The following is a 16,781-nucleotide window of genomic DNA, read 5'->3' on the forward strand; positions in this document are numbered from 1 at the left end:
TTAGAAGTGAGAATGCCGGTATGAGTAGCGAAAGACGGGTGAGAATCCCGTCCACCGAATGCCTAAGGTTTCCTGAGGAAGGCTCGTCCGCTCAGGGTTAGTCAGGACCTAAGCCGAGGCCGACAGGCGTAGGCGATGGACAACAGGTTGATATTCCTGTACCACCTCTTTATCGTTTGAGCAATGGAGGGACGCAGAAGGATAGAAGAAGCGTGCGATTGGTTGTGCACGTCCAAGCAGTTAGGCTGATAAGTAGGCAAATCCGCTTATCGTGAAGGCTGAGCTGTGATGGGGAAGCTCCTTATGGAGCGAAGTCTTTGATTCCCCGCTGCCAAGAAAAGCTTCTAGCGAGATAAAAGGTGCCTGTACCGCAAACCGACACAGGTAGGCGAGGAGAGAATCCTAAGGTGTGCGAGAGAACTCTGGTTAAGGAACTCGGCAAAATGACCCCGTAACTTCGGGAGAAGGGGTGCTTTCTTAACGGAAAGCCGCAGTGAATAGGCCCAAGCGACTGTTTAGCAAAAACACAGCTCTCTGCGAAGCCGTAAGGCGAAGTATAGGGGGTGACACCTGCCCGGTGCTGGAAGGTTAAGGAGAGGGGTTAGCGTAAGCGAAGCTCTGAACTGAAGCCCCAGTAAACGGCGGCCGTAACTATAACGGTCCTAAGGTAGCGAAATTCCTTGTCGGGTAAGTTCCGACCCGCACGAAAGGTGTAACGATTTGGGCACTGTCTCAACCAGAGACTCGGTGAAATTATAGTACCTGTGAAGATGCAGGTTACCCGCGACAGGACGGAAAGACCCCGTGGAGCTTTACTGTAGCCTGATATTGAATTTTGGTACAGTTTGTACAGGATAGGCGGGAGCCATTGAAACCGGAGCGCTAGCTTCGGTGGAGGCGCTGGTGGGATACCGCCCTGACTGTATTGAAATTCTAACCTACGGGTCTTATCGACCCGGGAGACAGTGTCAGGTGGGCAGTTTGACTGGGGCGGTCGCCTCCTAAAGTGTAACGGAGGCGCCCAAAGGTTCCCTCAGAATGGTTGGAAATCATTCGTAGAGTGCAAAGGCATAAGGGAGCTTGACTGCGAGACCTACAAGTCGAGCAGGGACGAAAGTCGGGCTTAGTGATCCGGTGGTTCCGCATGGAAGGGCCATCGCTCAACGGATAAAAGCTACCCCGGGGATAACAGGCTTATCTCCCCCAAGAGTCCACATCGACGGGGAGGTTTGGCACCTCGATGTCGGCTCATCGCATCCTGGGGCTGTAGTCGGTCCCAAGGGTTGGGCTGTTCGCCCATTAAAGCGGTACGCGAGCTGGGTTCAGAACGTCGTGAGACAGTTCGGTCCCTATCCGTCGTGGGCGTAGGAAATTTGAGAGGAGCTGTCCTTAGTACGAGAGGACCGGGATGGACGCACCGCTGGTGTACCAGTTGTTCTGCCAAGGGCATAGCTGGGTAGCTATGTGCGGAAGGGATAAGTGCTGAAAGCATCTAAGCATGAAGCCCCCCTCAAGATGAGATTTCCCATAGCGTAAGCTAGTAAGATCCCTGAAAGATGATCAGGTTGATAGGTTCGAGGTGGAAGCATGGTGACATGTGGAGCTGACGAATACTAATAGATCGAGGACTTAACCATATAATATGTAGCAAATGTTATCTAGTTTTGAAGGAATATGCCTTCATAGTTTGGTGATGATGGCAGAGAGGTCACACCCGTTCCCATACCGAACACGGAAGTTAAGCTCTCTAGCGCCGATGGTAGTTGGGACCTTGTCCCTGTGAGAGTAGGACGTCGCCAAGCAACTAAAAACACAAGTCTTTTGACTTGTGTTTTTTTTATTTCCCATGAAATAGGTTAGGTTCTGTTAGTAAAAATGATGAAATATAGTAAGGGATTTTTTGAGCAGAAATATTAAGAAATTGATAAATAAATGGATAATCTTCAGAGCCATAGCTTCCAAGTAAGTCATACCACCAATCTGTTTCATACCTAGAAATCATGCTTAAATTATAGAGCAATAAATAATGAACGAGGAGTTCGGGTAATACTGTTTTAGGATTTCTAGGATCAGTTGTAAGTGGTAAATAATAAGTATTAGTAAGATATTCATAGTATAAAGGAGTACTGTACATAGGATTCCATGATTGAATTGGCGCCGTAAAAAGTAAATTCGATTCATTAGTTTTCTCAGGTACATGTTGCATTGATAAATGCTTACAAGATGTTTCAATGTAGCGAGAAAATCTCTCTTTAGTCATATGTAATCGATCTAGTAGGTTGACTGAAAAGGAGAGCTCATTTTTAATTGTTGAATCGATTTTATATAAAGTTGATCCTTTTTGACTATAGCGGAACAAATTTTGTAATTCTGGAATATTTCCCATTAGTTCTAACATGTTAAATTTTTCTGCTTCTAAGTGTTTCATGTGAAACAGTTGTTCTGCAACATGAGTAAACAATCCGTTTTTTTGTACCTTCACCTCATCTTCTAAAAATTGATACCCTTGTTTTTTTCGTTTGCGAGTTGTAACGCCATGAGCTAAAACAGTAGTGGATTCAGGATAGTTAGGATCAATGGTTAGTAGACATGCTTTAAAAAGTTGGCTAATTCCATAAAATAACAACATTGGTTGAATGGAAAATGGAGCTGTCTTATATAATTCATAATAATTTTTCCCGTGTTCTAAGTAATAAATAAAGGGATAACAATTTTCAAAACTTTTTTTTTCGGCATCCTGAATAGAGGATTTTTCATAACAACGGGCAAGATAACGTTGTACGTTTTGAGATGAAAAAAAGAAACTTAACTGCTGCCAAGTGCAAGATGTTTGATGCATATATTACGCTCCTTTTATTGTCTAAAAATTCTAACATATATATACGTCCTTGACAGTATTTTAACCAATTGATAAGCTACTAATAATAATTTCTGGTATCATAGGGGGAACAATTATGTGGGAATCTAAATTTGTTAAAGAAGGTTTGACTTTTGATGATGTATTACTTGTACCAGCTAGGTCAGATATATTACCAAGAGAAGTAAGTGTTAAAACAGTTTTATCTGAAAGCTTACAGCTAAACATCCCGTTAATTAGTGCAGGAATGGATACAGTAACAGAAGCTGACATGGCTATTGCAATGGCTCGCCAAGGTGGTTTAGGAATTATTCATAAGAATATGTCTATTGAGCAACAAGCAGAGCAAGTTGATAAAGTAAAGCGCTCTGAAAGCGGCGTTATTTCAGATCCTTTCTTCTTAACTCCAGAACATCAAGTATATGATGCAGAACATCTTATGGGAAAATATCGTATCTCAGGTGTACCGGTTGTAAATAATTTAGATGAGCGAAAATTAGTTGGTATTATTACAAACCGTGATATGCGCTTCATCCAAGACTACTCAATCAAAATTTCTGACGTAATGACAAAAGAACAATTAATTACAGCTCCAGTTGGTACTACACTGGAAGAAGCTGAAAAGATCCTACAAAAGTATAAAATTGAAAAACTCCCTCTTGTTGATAATAACGGTGTATTACAAGGGCTGATTACAATAAAAGATATTGAAAAAGTAATTGAATTCCCAAACTCTGCTAAAGATAAGCAAGGACGCTTATTAGTTGGAGCGGCAGTTGGTGTAACAGCTGATGCTATGCTTCGTATCGATGCATTAGTAAAAGCTAGTGTAGATGCAATTGTACTTGATACAGCTCATGGGCATTCTAAAGGCGTTATTGATAAGGTAAAAGAAGTTCGTGCTAAATATCCATCATTAAATATTATCGCTGGAAATGTTGCTACAGCTGAAGCAACGAAAGCATTAATTGAAGCTGGTGCAAACGTAGTTAAAGTTGGTATTGGACCAGGTTCTATTTGTACAACACGTGTTGTAGCTGGTGTTGGTGTACCACAATTAACAGCAGTTTATGATTGTGCAACCGAAGCTCGTAAACACGGTATTCCAGTTATTGCTGATGGCGGTGTTAAGTACTCTGGTGATATGGTTAAAGCTTTAGCAGCAGGAGCACATGTTGTTATGCTAGGTAGTATGTTTGCTGGTGTTGCCGAAAGTCCTGGAGAAACTGAAATTTACCAAGGTCGTCAATTTAAAGTGTATCGTGGTATGGGTTCTGTCGGTGCGATGGAAAAAGGAAGTAAAGATCGTTACTTCCAAGAAGGAAATAAAAAACTTGTCCCAGAAGGTATTGAAGGACGAGTACCATATAAAGGACCTTTAGCAGATACAGTTCACCAATTAGTTGGTGGCTTACGTGCAGGTATGGGATATTGCGGAGCACAGGATTTAGAATTCTTACGCGAAAATGCACAATTCATTCGTATGTCAGGTGCAGGCTTACGTGAAAGTCATCCTCATCACGTACAAATTACAAAAGAGGCTCCAAACTACTCATTATAATGTCTTATATACAAATAGACAGAGATTTGATATCTCTGTCTATTTTTTTTTGATTATGTTAGAATAACGGTTATGTGAGTACATAGATATTGGGGGTAGCAAAAGTGAAAGGTATGTTTTGCAAAAGATTCATTGCTTTGGTAACAGTGCTTACACTAGCTTGTAGCATTTTTATGCCATATAGCAATGCATCAGCTGAAACAGGAGCCGCTTTAAACATTGAAGCAGGCGCGGCAATTTTAGTAGAAGCGAATTCTGGGAAAATTTTATATCAAAAGAATGCAGATGAATTATTATCCATTGCTAGTATGACAAAGATGATGAGTGAATATTTAGTTCACGAAGCAGTGGATAAAGGAAAACTTAAGTGGGATCAGAAAATTAAGGTTTCTGAATATGCATATAAGGTTTCACAAGATGCTTCATTATCAAATGTTGCATTAGAAAATGGTGGCTCTTATACAGTAAAAGAGTTATATGAGGCAATGGCAATCTTTTCTGCAAATGGTGCAACAATTGCATTAGCAGAAGCAATTGCAGGTAAAGAAGTAGATTTCGTAAAAATGATGAATGATAAATCGAAAGAACTAGGGTTGAAAAATTATAAATTTGTCAATTCTACAGGTTTAACGAATAAAGATTTAAAGGGAATGCACCCTGAAGGAACAACAGCAGATGAAGAAAATAAAATGTCTGCAAAGGATGTTGCAACTTTAGCACAACATTTAATTAAAGATTATCCAAAAGTGTTAGATACAGCAAAAATTCCTAAAAAAGAATTCCGTCCAGAAAAAGAGAAGTTTGCAATGTCAAACTGGAACTGGATGTTAAAGGGCTTAGTTAAAGAATATGATGGCGTAGATGGTCTGAAAACAGGCTCAACTCCAGAAGCAGGAGATTGCTTCACTGGTACGGTTGAAAGAAACGGTATGCGTTTTATTTCTGTAGTTATTAAAACAAGTTCTCATACAGCACGTTTTGATGAAACAAAGAAGCTATATGATTATGGATTTGCTAACTTTGAAGTGAAACAAATGTATAAAAAAGGTTCTTCAGTAAAAGGACAAGAAACAGTAAGAGTAGAAAATGCGAAAGATAAAGATATAGCAGTTCAAACGAAACAAGCTATTTCACTTCCAGTGCCAAAAGGAAGTAAAGATGTTTATAAAACAGAATTAAAAGAATCAAGTAAGGGACAAGAAGCACCTATTAAAAAGGGAGCTGCGCTTGGTCAAATGGTAATTACGCCAAAAGATACAAACGACCCTGGATTTTTAACTGGTAAGTCGTTGCAAGTGGATCTTGTAACAACATCTGGAGTAGAAGAAGCAAACTGGTTTACTCGTGCTATGCGCGGAATTGGTTCATTCTTTAGTGGTATGTGGAATAGTGCTGTTGATACAGTAAAAGGTTGGTTTTAGAAGCTCCTCATGGTAGGGGCTTTTTTTTTATTCCTATTTTTCATACCGACTTTATGAAAAAGTAGTAGACAAGCATCTGATAGTTAGTGGTAGAATGTAAGAGTATTCTTAATTTTCGCCTTTAACGGGGGAAAGCAATTCACCTAGGGGGGTTTTTGTACATGACAAATGTAACAGGGACAGAGCGTGTAAAACGTGGAATGGCAGAAATGCAAAAAGGCGGCGTTATTATGGACGTAATTAACGCTGAACAAGCAAAAATTGCAGAAGAGGCAGGCGCAGTTGCCGTTATGGCATTAGAGCGTGTACCAGCAGACATTCGTGCAGCAGGTGGCGTTTCTCGTATGGCAGACCCAACAATCGTTGAAGAAGTTATGGGTGCAGTGTCAATTCCGGTTATGGCAAAATGCCGTATCGGTCACCTTGTAGAAGCACGTGTATTAGAATCATTAGGGGTAGACTATATCGATGAGAGTGAAGTATTAACTCCTGCTGATGAAGTATACCATTTAAATAAACGTGATTACACAGTTCCATTTGTATGTGGTTGCCGTGATATCGGAGAAGCTGCACGTCGTATTGCAGAAGGTGCATCTATGCTTCGTACAAAAGGTGAACCAGGAACAGGAAACATTGTAGAGGCAGTGCGTCATATGCGCCAAGTCAATGCAGAAATCCGCCAAGTTGCGAGTCTACGTGAAGATGAGTTAATGACATATGCAAAAAATACTGGTGCTCCTTACGAAGTATTACTTGAAATTAAACGTCTTGGTCGCTTACCAGTTGTAAACTTTGCGGCAGGTGGTATAGCAACGCCAGCAGATGCTGCATTAATGATGCAACTTGGTGCTGATGGGGTATTTGTTGGATCTGGTATCTTCAAATCAGAAAACCCAGAGAGATTTGCACGTGCGATTGTTGAAGCAACGACTCATTATGAAGATTACGAACTAATTGCAAGTCTTTCTAAAGGATTAGGTAATGCAATGAAGGGTATCGAAATTTCAACGTTATTACCAGAACAACGCATGCAAGAGCGTGGATGGTAATTAAAGGAGAACTTTAAAATGGTGAAAATCGGTGTACTAGGTCTTCAAGGTGCAGTTCGTGAACATGTAAAATCAGTTGAAGCAAGTGGTGCAGAAGCTGTTGTTGTAAAGCGTATAGAGCAACTTGAAGAGATTGATGGTCTTATTTTACCAGGCGGTGAAAGTACAACAATGCGCCGTCTTATTGATAAGTATGCTTTCATGGAACCACTTCGCACATTTGCAAAGTCTGGTAAACCAATGTTTGGTACATGTGCAGGGATGATTCTTCTTGCGAAAACACTTATTGGCTATGAAGAATCACATATTGGTGCTATGGATATTACAGTTGAGCGCAATGCGTTCGGACGCCAAAAGGATAGTTTTGAAGCTGCGCTTTCAATTGAAGGCGTGGGTGAAGACTTCGTTGGTGTATTTATCCGTGCGCCGTATGTTGTAGAAGTAGCTGATAATGTTGAAGTGCTTTCTAAGCATGGTGATCGAATGGTAGCGGTAAGACAAGGTCAGTTTTTAGCTGCTTCATTCCATCCGGAATTAACAGATGATCATCGTGTAACAGCATACTTTGTTGAAATGGTAAAAGAAGCGAAAATGAAAAAAGTTGTATAAGTAACTTGCAACTTGTATAAGATTATAGTAAATTGATGGTAACAATTTTATAAAATAAGCGTGTTGATAGGAAATAGTAACAAATGTTGTTTCTTATAGAGAGTCGATGGTTGGTGGAAATCGATAGAAACAGTTTGTGAATCCATCCTGGAATGGAATGTGGAACATCTTTTGGATTAGTAAGCATTCCCGGTGAAGAGCCGTTATTTCTACTTGAGAGGAAAGTGGTAATGCTTTCAACTAGGGTGGCAACGCGGGTTAACTCCCGTCCCTTTATATAGGGACGGGAGTTTTTTGTGTTTTATAAAATAAAAGGAGGAGTATATAATGCTTGATATTAAATTTTTACGTACAAACTTTGAAGAAGTAAAAGCGAAATTACAGCATAGAGGTGAAGATTTAACTGATTTCGGACGTTTTGAAGAACTTGATACGAGAAGAAGAGAACTACTTGTTCAGACAGAAGAATTAAAAAGTAAACGTAATGAAGTGTCTCAACAAATCTCTGTATTAAAGCGCGAAAAGAAAGATGCAGAAGCTCTAATTTTAGAAATGCGTGAGGTTGGAGAAAAAGTAAAGGATTTTGATAACGAACTTCGCACAGTTGAAGAAGACTTAGAAAGATTAATGTTATCTATTCCAAATATCCCTCATGAGTCTGCTCCAGTCGGTGAAACAGAGGATGATAATGTAGTAGCGCGTACTTGGGGAGAAGTAAAAGAATTTACTTTTGAACCAAAACCACATTGGGATCTTGCTACTGATTTAGGAATTTTAGATTTTGAACGCGCTGGGAAAGTAACAGGAAGCCGCTTCGTATTTTACAAAGGTGCTGGTGCAAGATTAGAGCGTGCTTTAATTAGCTTTATGCTTGATCTTCATACTGATGAGCATGGATATGAAGAAGTATTACCTCCATATATGGTAAACCGTGCAAGTATGACAGGAACAGGACAACTTCCAAAGTTTGAAGAAGATGCATTCCGTATTGAAAGTGAAGATTATTTCTTAATTCCAACAGCTGAAGTACCTGTAACGAATATGCATCGTGATGAGATTTTAAATAAAGAGCAATTGCCTATAAGATATGCTGCATTTAGCTCTTGCTTCCGCTCTGAAGCAGGTTCAGCTGGTCGCGATACACGCGGTTTAATTCGCCAGCATCAGTTCAATAAAGTAGAGCTTGTGAAGTTCGTAAAACCAGAAGATTCTTATGAAGAGTTAGAAAAATTAACAAATGATGCAGAACGCGTGTTACAATTATTAGAGTTGCCATATCGCGTTATGAGCATGTGCACAGGCGATTTAGGATTTACAGCAGCGAAGAAATACGATATTGAAGTATGGATTCCAAGCTATGGCACATATCGTGAAATTTCTTCTTGTAGTAATTTTGAAGCTTTCCAAGCGAGACGTGCAAATATCCGTTTCCGCCGTGAGCCAAATGGAAAACCAGAACATGTCCATACATTAAATGGATCTGGTCTTGCAATTGGACGTACGGTTGCAGCTATTTTAGAGAACTACCAACAAGAAGATGGTACAATTATAATTCCAGAAGTTCTTCGCCCTTATATGGGAGGAAAAACAGTTATTAAGTAAATTTAAACATTCATCGGTATGAGTGATTGGTAATTATGAGCGTTGTCAGTACTGTAATGTAGGAAGGGGAAAGTAAAATTTTCCTTTCCTCATAATTTATTTTAGTAGGGTTGACTAACTGTTTTTCTTTTGATATTATATTTGATGTCAATATGGAGGTATACCCAAGTCTGGCTGAAGGGATCGGTCTTGAAAACCGACAGGCGGCGAGAGTCGCGCGGGGGTTCGAATCCCTCTACCTCCTCCAGATATAATTGACAACAGCGCATATAAGTGGAGATTGGAGAACTCGTTACCAACACGTAACGAGTTTTTATTTTAAAACCAATCATAAAGTATGGTGTAAGGTAATTTTGTCCTTATTACACACTCATATTCCGATGATTATCTTCATAGATATGAAAGGAGTCAACATGGATCTTATTATACAAACGTTTCCTTTAGATGGAAAAACTTTATATTATGTACAATGTCCTGTCTGTAAGAACAATAGAATTTTAAACAGTGGTGCAAACGTATCACGCATTATTAGTGATGATACATTCCGTAAACTTTGTGGTTGTACTTGTGATGTAAAACCAGCTACGAATAAAGTAGAGGTGCCAAAACAAGTTAAAAAAGTAGCTGTAAAGAAAGAAGCGGCTCCAAAACGTACAGGTAAAGTATTAACGGCAGTAATTAATGGGAAAGAAATGACTGTTAAAGAGATTGCTGAAGCATACGATATTAGTACAAGTACTGTTCGTCAGCGTATTAACGCAGGAAAACCTGAGAGTGAAATTATTGCTCCAACAAAGAAGAAGTAATTTAATAGGAAAACCCGTGCATATGCACGGGTTTTTTATTTTACAAGTTTACGTGTTTGTTTTAAAAAATGGCCAATTTTTTTAATGATTGGTTCGATTGAATCCCCATCTTTTAAAACATCGTACTCATTAATATTTAAGCGTAATACAGGGCATGAATTAAAGTTGTTAATCCAGTTTTCATAACGTCCATGCATTTCTTTCCAGTACTCAATTGGCGTTTGCTGTTCCATTGGGCGTCCGCGTTCTTGAATACGATCGACAATATCATCGAAAGAACCTTCTAAGTAAATTAATAAGTCTGGATGAGGGAAGTAAGGAGTCATGACCATAGCGTCAAATAACCCTTTGTATGTTTCATAATCAGTTTCCGTCATCGTACCTTTTTCATGATGCATCTTTGCGAAAATTCCAGTGTCTTCGTAAATAGAACGATCTTGAACAAAACCGCCACCGTATTCAAAAATTCTTTTTTGTTCCTTAAATCGTTCTGCTAAAAAGTACACTTGTAGGTGGAAGCTCCAGCGAGTGAAGTCCGCATAGAACTTGTCCAAGTATGGATTGGAATCTACTTTTTCAAATGATGTGCGATAACCTAAAGCATTAGCTAATGCAGTTGTCATAGTTGATTTACCCACACCTACCGTTCCGGCGATAGTGATTACTGCGTCATTGGGTATATCATATTTTTGCCTTAAATTCATTATTATTTCGACTCCTTTAAGAGAGTATTTTGAAGGGCAGATAGGATGACGTTTAAATCATCAGGATTTTTTACAAAATCCATATCGTCTCCATTAAATTTCAATACTGGTATTTCCGGATGATCTTTTTTAAAAGCATCCATTGCTGTTTCATAATCTTTTGTGAGCTGTAGTAAGTAATTTGGATCCATGTTTTTTTCAAATTCTCTTCCGCGCATGGCGATTCGTTTTTGCAATGTTTCTAGGCTAGCTGTTAAATAAACAATGACGTTTGGCACAGGCATATCTTGTGTAAGGATACGATAAATTTGCATGTACTTGTCATATTGAGAGTCTTTTAATGTGCGGGATGCAAAAATTAAATTTTTAAAGATATGGTAATCCGCTACTACTGGTTTCCTTTGATTCAAATACTTTATGTTAATATCTTCTAATTGTTTGTATCTATTACAAAGAAAGAACATCTCTGTTTGAAAACTCCATTCGTCGATGTCTTCATAGAACTTTCCTAAAAAGGGATTTTCATCAACAATCTCTTTTAGTAAGTGGAGTTGCATGTGAGTTGAAATTTCCTTCGCAAGTGAAGTTTTTCCAACACCAATTGGTCCTTCAACCGTGATAAAGGGTACTCCGGTCACGCTGTTTCCTCCTTTCAATCAGTGATTTACCGTGACTACTAAAAACACAAAACAGAATTATTGTAGCACAAGAGGGAAGCGAGCGGGTTAATTTGATATAAAAAGTTAGAAAATAGATATATGTATTAATTAAATTTTATTTTGGATGACGATGTTATATTTGCTTTCAATGTAGTTTCCATTATTTTTAAAGCATGTATATTATCTTGGTCGTTGTTAGAGGCGATACAATCCTGTGGTACATACAATGTATAATTTCTCATATGGGCATCATTAGCTGTAAATAGGATACATATATTTCCGGCAACTCCTGTTAATATTAGATTTTCTATTTTTAAATAACCTAGTAATGAATTTAAAGGTGTTTCATAAAAAGCGGAATAATGTGGTTTAATAAAAATGTAATCATCAGAATTTGGAGCAATCTTATGGATTATATTTTCGCTATATTTATTTGTGCAATGAGTAATAAGTTGGTCGATATCAGATCTCCAAAGTTGATAATGGTCATTAACGTAAATTATAGGATAGCCGAAGGATTTCATTTTTTTCTTTAATTGTAAAATAGGGTTTGTGATAGTCTCACATTTTTGAGCTAGAATGGGTCCGTGGGAAAATTGAAAGTCATTAATCATATCGATAATGAGCAAGGCGGTATTTTTCATATGTAATCCCCTCTCTTTTTTCTTTTAGGGTGGATTGAATATATAAAAGTTATCCCCTGTGTAGTAAATGGAAATAAGTGTACTTTATTTGTAATGAAAGGACTATGTTATGGAACAAGATCAAGATATTTATTTTATGCAATTAGCGATAGAAGAAGCCAAAAAGGCAGAGGAAATACAGGAAGTGCCAATTGGAGCAGTTATAGTGTTAGATGGTGAGGTAATTAGTGTTGCCCATAATTTAAGGGAAACTGAGCAAAGATCAATAGCTCATGCTGAGTTGCTAGCGATAGATGAGGCGTGTAAAAAATTAGGGACATGGCGTTTAGAAGATGCAACATTGTATGTAACATTAGAACCTTGTCCAATGTGTGCGGGTGGAATTGTTTTATCACGAGTGAAGCGAGTTGTATATGGTGCAAGTGATCCGAAGGGCGGGTGTGCAGGGACATTAATGAATCTTTTAACAGATGAACGCTTCAATCATCAATGTGAAGTAGTATCTGGTGTATTAGAGGAAGAATGCGGTACGTTGTTAACAAACTTTTTTAGAGAGCTTCGTAAAAAAAGAAAAGCGATAAAAAAATTAGAGAAAAATACTGGGAACTAACGTATTTGCATTTTATAAAGAAACAAGTTATACTGATAATGCCTTTAATGAAGGCAACCGAATATTGGTTTTAACTTTGCCGTGCTAAGCGGGGAGGTAGCGGTGCCCTATACTCGCAATCCGCTCTAGCGAGGCCGAATCCCCTCTCGAGGTTATGTTGCTGTAAGGTCTGCCTTAAGTAAGTGGTGTTGACGTTTGGGTCCTGCGCAACGGGACCCCGTGAACCTTGTCAGGTCCGGAAGGAAGCAGCAATAAGCGGGTCTTCTCGTGTGCCGCAGGAGTGCCTGAACCGAGCTAACTGCTTGAGTAACGCTTATGGTACGTAATCGACGGAGGGTGCACGGCAGTTATATATGTATACAAAACTCACCTTAATACAAAGGTGAGTTTTTTGTATAGAAAATAACTTTTGGAATCTATAAACAGAATGGGTTATAATAAATGAGATAATAACCTTTGAGGGAGGCCGTATTTTCGTGTCATACCAAGCGTTATACCGAACATGGAGACCGCAAAAGTTCGAAGATGTAGTCGGTCAAAAGCACGTGACAAAAACGTTGCAAAATGCCCTTCTTCAAGAGAAAGTTTCACATGCTTATTTATTTTCTGGTCCTAGGGGAACAGGAAAAACGACAATTGCAAAAGTATTTGCAAAAGCAATTAACTGTGAACATGCTCCGGTAGCTGAACCTTGTAATGAATGTCCTTCTTGTTTAGGAATTACACAAGGATCCATTTCAGATGTATTAGAAATTGATGCGGCTTCAAATAACGGTGTAGATGAAATTCGAGATATTAGAGATAAAGTAAAATATGCTCCAAGTGCTGTAGAATATAAAGTATACATTATTGATGAAGTTCACATGCTTTCTATGGGTGCATTCAATGCGCTTTTAAAAACCTTAGAAGAGCCGCCAGGACATGTTATCTTTATTTTGGCGACAACAGAACCTCATAAGATCCCGCCTACAATTATTTCGCGTTGTCAGCGTTTTGAATTCCGAAAAATATCAGTGAATGATATTGTTGAGAGATTATCAACGGTTGTGACAAACGAAGGTACGCAAGTGGAAGATGAAGCATTACAAATTGTTGCCCGTGCTGCTGAAGGTGGTATGCGTGACGCGCTTAGTCTTATTGATCAGGCTATATCTTATAGTGATGAGATTGTTACGACAGAAGATGTATTGGCCGTAACAGGATCTGTTTCTCAGCAATACTTAGGCAATTTAGTAGAATGCATACGTGAAAATGATGTATCAAGAGCATTACAGATCATAGATGAAATGATGAGTAAAGGGAAGGATCCAGTTCGTTTTATGGAGGATTTCATTTACTATTATCGTGATATGCTTTTATATCAAACTTCACCGCAACTAGAACATATGTTGGAACGAGTAATTGTAGATGATCAATTCCGTAAGTTGAGTGAAGAAATGCAACCGGAAGTGATCTATGAGATTATTCATACCCTTAGTAAGGGACAACAGGAAATGAAGTGGACAAATCATCCGCGTATTTTCTTAGAAGTTGTTATGGTGCAATTGTGTCAACAGTTTATGATGCAAGCAAACGGTACTGATCGTTTGCAAGCAATTATGAACAGGATGCAGCAATTGGAGAAAGAGTTAGAGCAAGTCAAAAAGAACGGTGTGCCAGCTGGTGTACAACAGGAAGTAAGAGAGACGCGTGCAACACCAAAACCCGTACGAACAGGAAGTATGAAGATTCCTGTCGGGCGTGTAAATGAAGTATTAAAACAAGCGAAGCGTCAAGATTTAGAACAATTAAAAGCTGTATGGGGTGAGTTGTTAGGAAGACTCAAATCATATAACAAAGTAGCATTTGCTGTTCTACTAGAAAATAGCGAACCAGTGGCAGCTTCAGATGACACTTACGTTTTAGCATTTCAATATGAGATTCACTGTAAGATGGCGAGCGAAAATCGAGAAGCTATGGATACAGTAGAACAAGCTTTATTTGAATTGCTAAGTAAAAGGTTAAATATGATTGCCATTCCAAAAAGTGAATGGGGTAAAATCCGTGAAGACTTTTTACAACGTGAAGGTGGAGAGTCTGAAGAAAGCCCGGAGAAAAAGGAAGACCCTCTTATAGAAGAGGCAGTGAAATTAGTAGGACAAGAACTCATTGAAATAAAAGAGTAATAATAATTAGGAGGAATTAATTATGATGCGTGGCGGAATGGGAAATATGAATAACATGATGAAACAAATGCAAAAGATGCAAAAAGACATGGCGAAAGCACAAGAAGAGCTTGGTGAAAAAACAGTTGAAGGTACAGCTGGCGGCGGAATGATTACAGTTATTGCAAATGGTCACAAGCAAATTCTTGAAGTGAAGATTAAAGAAGAGGTTGTAGATCCAGAGGATATCGAAATGTTACAAGACTTAGTGTTAGCTGCAACAAATGATGCACTTAAAAAGGCTGATGAGCTATCAAACTCTACGATGGGTAAATTTACAAAAGGCTTAAACTTACCAGGTGGAATGTTCTAGGAGGATATTGATACATGCATTATCCAGAACCAATATCAAAACTAATCGATAGTTTTATGAAGTTGCCAGGTATCGGACCGAAAACAGCGGTTCGATTGGCATTTTTCGTATTAGATATGAAAGAAGATGATGTGTTAGGTTTTGCGAAAGCACTTGTAAATGCGAAGCGAGATTTAGCGTATTGTTCTGTATGTGGACATATTACTGATCGTGATCCTTGTTATATTTGTAATGATTCGCATCGAGATCAATCAGTTGTTTGTGTCGTGCAAGAACCGAAAGATGTAATCGCGATGGAAAAAATGAAAGAGTATCAAGGTGTATATCATGTGTTACGTGGTGCGATTTCTCCTATGGAGGGAATTGGACCGGAAGACATTAATATCCCGCAACTCTTAAAGCGACTACATGATGAAACGGTACAAGAAGTAATATTAGCAACAAACCCTAATATTGAAGGGGAAGCTACAGCGATGTATATCTCCCGCCTCTTAAAACCTACAGGCATTAAAGTAACTCGTATTGCACATGGTCTGCCAGTTGGTGGAGATTTAGAATATGCAGATGAAGTGACACTATCGAAAGCATTAGAAGGTCGCAGAGAAGTATAAGAGGAGAAACAAAAATGTTCTTTCAAAAAAAGGGTAAATTGCGTAAAGAGTATGATGATAAGTTAATTGTACTTTTGGAAAAAGTGAAGAATGAGTGGTTACGTCAGAAGAGAATGGTCGAACAAAGTGTAGAACCATCTCAAGATGTCATTTGTTCTTTGAAAATAGCAGAGGCGAAATATTTCTTCTTGTTGAAAGAAGCAAAGCGTCGTCCTGTAAAAATGGAACAATGGTAAAGGGTTCTGCTTTCTGAGCAGGCCTTTTTATTTTATTTGTTAAATGCTGAGGTGTTGTTTTATTAGGTTTATATGAAAGAGATGCCGTTTATGATAACTGTTCTTTTTTATTGTCTTGTCCCATACAAATAGATGTATAGGTCATTCATAAGGAGGAAAAAATGAATTCTACAATTATTATTGTTGGCATTCTTACTTTAGTGTTTATTTTTCTTGTTTTTGGTGTTGCCTCTAAGCCATTACGTTTTATAGGAAAGGTGATTTTTCATGTTACTCTAGGCATAGCATTGCTTTTTATCGTAAATGTTGTAGGGACATATTTTGATTTTCATATCCCGATTAACATGGGTACAGCGGCAATAACGAGTTTATTAGGCCTACCAGGTGTGGCGGCATTAGTGATTATTAAGCTTTATATCATGCCAAGATAAAATTATTTTGGCATTTTTTTAAAAAGTGTTGACTATTAAATGATTAATATGGTAAATTAATAAGCGTCGTCAGGAACGAAAGAAAAAAGTTGTTGACAGATTTAATGAGAAATGTTAAATTATAAAAGTCGCTGAAACGCGATATTGAACTTTGAAAACTAAACGAAACAAACAACGTGAAACGTCAATTTTTATTTTTAGATGCTAGACAAACTAACTTTATTGGAGAGTTTGATCCTGGCTCAGGATGAACGCTGGCGGCGTGCCTAATACATGCAAGTCGAGCGAATGGATTGAGAGCTTGCTCTCAAGAAGTTAGCGGCGGACGGGTGAGTAACACGTGGGTAACCTGCCCATAAGACTGGGATAACTCCGGGAAACCGGGGCTAATACCGGATAACATTTTGAACTGCATGGTTCGAAATTGAAAGGCGGCTTCGGCTGTCACTTATGGATGGACCCGC

At 38.6% G+C, this 16,781-nt stretch carries 16 protein-coding genes, 1 tRNA gene, 3 rRNA genes, 1 other RNA gene and 1 other annotated feature; of the genes, 17 read left to right on the forward strand and 4 right to left on the reverse strand.

Annotation, left to right across the window (positions count from 1 at the left end; translation table 11 throughout):
- Together ACO6VI_RS30760 and rrf are read left to right on the forward strand one after the other, a co-directional pair.
- A 23S ribosomal RNA gene (locus tag ACO6VI_RS30760) occupies nt 1–1,637 on the forward strand; the annotation flags it as partial.
- A gap of 49 nt (nt 1,638–1,686) precedes the next feature.
- Nucleotides 1,687–1,802 (forward strand): 5S ribosomal RNA (gene rrf, locus ACO6VI_RS30765).
- Between the two features lie 35 nt (nt 1,803–1,837).
- Here the strand turns inward: rrf and ACO6VI_RS30770 are convergent.
- Complete coding sequence (locus ACO6VI_RS30770) at nt 1,838–2,839, reverse strand: YaaC family protein (RefSeq protein ID WP_097961910.1); 1,002 nt, start codon at nt 2,837–2,839, stop codon at nt 1,838–1,840.
- A gap of 115 nt (nt 2,840–2,954) precedes the next feature.
- Between ACO6VI_RS30770 and guaB the strand changes: the two genes are divergently transcribed.
- The 7 genes from guaB to ACO6VI_RS30805 all read left to right on the forward strand — a co-directional run bounded on the left by guaB (nt 2,955) and on the right by ACO6VI_RS30805 (nt 9,905).
- Complete coding sequence (gene guaB / locus ACO6VI_RS30775; protein ID WP_000264089.1) at nt 2,955–4,418, forward strand: IMP dehydrogenase; 1,464 nt, start codon at nt 2,955–2,957, stop codon at nt 4,416–4,418.
- A gap of 113 nt (nt 4,419–4,531) precedes the next feature.
- Nucleotides 4,532–5,839 (forward strand): D-alanyl-D-alanine carboxypeptidase DacA, encoded by a 1,308-nt coding sequence (dacA, locus tag ACO6VI_RS30780; protein WP_142343975.1) that lies wholly within the window; start codon nt 4,532–4,534, stop codon nt 5,837–5,839.
- Nucleotides 5,840–6,000: 161 nt separating this feature from the next.
- Nucleotides 6,001–6,888 (forward strand): pyridoxal 5'-phosphate synthase lyase subunit PdxS, encoded by an 888-nt coding sequence (gene pdxS / locus ACO6VI_RS30785; protein WP_000186154.1) that lies wholly within the window; start codon nt 6,001–6,003, stop codon nt 6,886–6,888.
- Nucleotides 6,889–6,906: 18 nt separating this feature from the next.
- A complete protein-coding gene (gene pdxT, locus ACO6VI_RS30790; RefSeq protein WP_023520807.1) occupies nt 6,907–7,497 on the forward strand; it encodes a pyridoxal 5'-phosphate synthase glutaminase subunit PdxT in 591 nt (196 codons plus the stop codon).
- A gap of 54 nt (nt 7,498–7,551) precedes the next feature.
- Nucleotides 7,552–7,773: a binding site (T-box leader), on the forward strand.
- A gap of 51 nt (nt 7,774–7,824) precedes the next feature.
- Complete coding sequence (gene serS, locus ACO6VI_RS30795; RefSeq protein WP_000884174.1) at nt 7,825–9,099, forward strand: serine--tRNA ligase; 1,275 nt, start codon at nt 7,825–7,827, stop codon at nt 9,097–9,099.
- A 154-nt stretch (nt 9,100–9,253) separates the two neighbouring features.
- A tRNA-Ser gene (locus ACO6VI_RS30800) sits at nt 9,254–9,346 on the forward strand.
- A 166-nt stretch (nt 9,347–9,512) separates the two neighbouring features.
- A complete protein-coding gene (locus tag ACO6VI_RS30805; RefSeq protein WP_422424963.1) occupies nt 9,513–9,905 on the forward strand; it encodes a DUF3797 domain-containing protein in 393 nt (130 codons plus the stop codon).
- 35 nt (nt 9,906–9,940) lie between these two features.
- Here the strand turns inward: ACO6VI_RS30805 and ACO6VI_RS30810 are convergent, their stop codons facing one another.
- The 3 genes from ACO6VI_RS30810 to ACO6VI_RS30820 all read right to left on the reverse strand — a co-directional run bounded on the left by ACO6VI_RS30810 (nt 9,941) and on the right by ACO6VI_RS30820 (nt 11,912).
- Complete coding sequence (locus ACO6VI_RS30810) at nt 9,941–10,609, reverse strand: deoxynucleoside kinase (protein WP_023520809.1); 669 nt, start codon at nt 10,607–10,609, stop codon at nt 9,941–9,943.
- Nucleotides 10,610–10,611: 2 nt separating this feature from the next.
- Complete coding sequence (locus tag ACO6VI_RS30815) at nt 10,612–11,247, reverse strand: deoxynucleoside kinase (RefSeq protein ID WP_000148218.1); 636 nt, start codon at nt 11,245–11,247, stop codon at nt 10,612–10,614.
- A 125-nt stretch (nt 11,248–11,372) separates the two neighbouring features.
- A complete protein-coding gene (locus ACO6VI_RS30820; RefSeq protein ID WP_000798736.1) occupies nt 11,373–11,912 on the reverse strand; it encodes an isochorismatase family cysteine hydrolase in 540 nt (179 codons plus the stop codon).
- A gap of 109 nt (nt 11,913–12,021) precedes the next feature.
- Here ACO6VI_RS30820 and tadA point away from each other — a divergent pair, with 109 nt between their 5' ends.
- From tadA to ACO6VI_RS30860, 8 genes are all read left to right on the forward strand, one after another.
- Nucleotides 12,022–12,522, forward strand: a complete 501-nt coding sequence (tadA, locus tag ACO6VI_RS30825; protein WP_000434330.1) for a tRNA adenosine(34) deaminase TadA — start codon at nt 12,022–12,024, stop codon at nt 12,520–12,522.
- A 79-nt stretch (nt 12,523–12,601) separates the two neighbouring features.
- An RNA gene (ffs, locus tag ACO6VI_RS30830) (signal recognition particle sRNA large type) lies at nt 12,602–12,866 on the forward strand.
- Between the two features lie 132 nt (nt 12,867–12,998).
- The gene (gene dnaX / locus ACO6VI_RS30835; protein WP_000121561.1) at nt 12,999–14,687 is read left to right on the forward strand and encodes a DNA polymerase III subunit gamma/tau; all 1,689 of its coding nucleotides are present in this window, start codon (nt 12,999–13,001) and stop codon (nt 14,685–14,687) included.
- Nucleotides 14,688–14,712: 25 nt separating this feature from the next.
- Nucleotides 14,713–15,039 carry a YbaB/EbfC family nucleoid-associated protein gene (locus tag ACO6VI_RS30840; RefSeq protein ID WP_014894853.1) on the forward strand — a complete coding sequence of 109 codons (327 nt, stop codon included), beginning with the start codon at nt 14,713–14,715 and terminating at the stop codon, nt 15,037–15,039.
- Nucleotides 15,040–15,053: 14 nt separating this feature from the next.
- A complete protein-coding gene (gene recR / locus ACO6VI_RS30845) occupies nt 15,054–15,650 on the forward strand; it encodes a recombination protein RecR (protein WP_000559169.1) in 597 nt (198 codons plus the stop codon).
- A gap of 14 nt (nt 15,651–15,664) precedes the next feature.
- A complete protein-coding gene (locus tag ACO6VI_RS30850) occupies nt 15,665–15,886 on the forward strand; it encodes a YaaL family protein (protein WP_000466019.1) in 222 nt (73 codons plus the stop codon).
- A gap of 161 nt (nt 15,887–16,047) precedes the next feature.
- Nucleotides 16,048–16,317, forward strand: coding sequence for a pro-sigmaK processing inhibitor BofA family protein (locus tag ACO6VI_RS30855; protein WP_001089273.1), 270 nt, complete (start codon nt 16,048–16,050; stop codon nt 16,315–16,317).
- Between the two features lie 219 nt (nt 16,318–16,536).
- Nucleotides 16,537–16,781: ribosomal RNA gene (locus ACO6VI_RS30860) — 16S ribosomal RNA — on the forward strand; the annotation flags it as partial.

This window comes from Bacillus sp. PSXD-155 (genome assembly GCF_049310765.1).
Taxonomy (GTDB): Bacteria; Bacillota; Bacilli; order Bacillales; family Bacillaceae_G; genus Bacillus_A; species Bacillus_A cereus.

Coding starts and splice junctions, on each gene's coding strand:
- ACO6VI_RS30770 (WP_097961910.1), bottom strand. CDS start 2,839: ATGCATCAAACATCTTGCACTTGGCAGCAGTTAAGTTTCTTTTTTTCA.
- guaB (WP_000264089.1), top strand. CDS start 2,955: ATGTGGGAATCTAAATTTGTTAAAGAAGGTTTGACTTTTGATGATGTA.
- dacA (WP_142343975.1), top strand. CDS start 4,532: ATGTTTTGCAAAAGATTCATTGCTTTGGTAACAGTGCTTACACTAGCT.
- pdxS (WP_000186154.1), top strand. CDS start 6,001: ATGACAAATGTAACAGGGACAGAGCGTGTAAAACGTGGAATGGCAGAA.
- pdxT (WP_023520807.1), top strand. CDS start 6,907: ATGGTGAAAATCGGTGTACTAGGTCTTCAAGGTGCAGTTCGTGAACAT.
- serS (WP_000884174.1), top strand. CDS start 7,825: ATGCTTGATATTAAATTTTTACGTACAAACTTTGAAGAAGTAAAAGCG.
- ACO6VI_RS30805 (WP_422424963.1), top strand. CDS start 9,513: ATGGATCTTATTATACAAACGTTTCCTTTAGATGGAAAAACTTTATAT.
- ACO6VI_RS30810 (WP_023520809.1), bottom strand. CDS start 10,609: ATGAATTTAAGGCAAAAATATGATATACCCAATGACGCAGTAATCACT.
- ACO6VI_RS30820 (WP_000798736.1), bottom strand. CDS start 11,912: ATGAAAAATACCGCCTTGCTCATTATCGATATGATTAATGACTTTCAA.
- tadA (WP_000434330.1), top strand. CDS start 12,022: ATGGAACAAGATCAAGATATTTATTTTATGCAATTAGCGATAGAAGAA.
- ACO6VI_RS30840 (WP_014894853.1), top strand. CDS start 14,713: ATGCGTGGCGGAATGGGAAATATGAATAACATGATGAAACAAATGCAA.
- recR (WP_000559169.1), top strand. CDS start 15,054: ATGCATTATCCAGAACCAATATCAAAACTAATCGATAGTTTTATGAAG.
- ACO6VI_RS30850 (WP_000466019.1), top strand. CDS start 15,665: ATGTTCTTTCAAAAAAAGGGTAAATTGCGTAAAGAGTATGATGATAAG.
- ACO6VI_RS30855 (WP_001089273.1), top strand. CDS start 16,048: ATGAATTCTACAATTATTATTGTTGGCATTCTTACTTTAGTGTTTATT.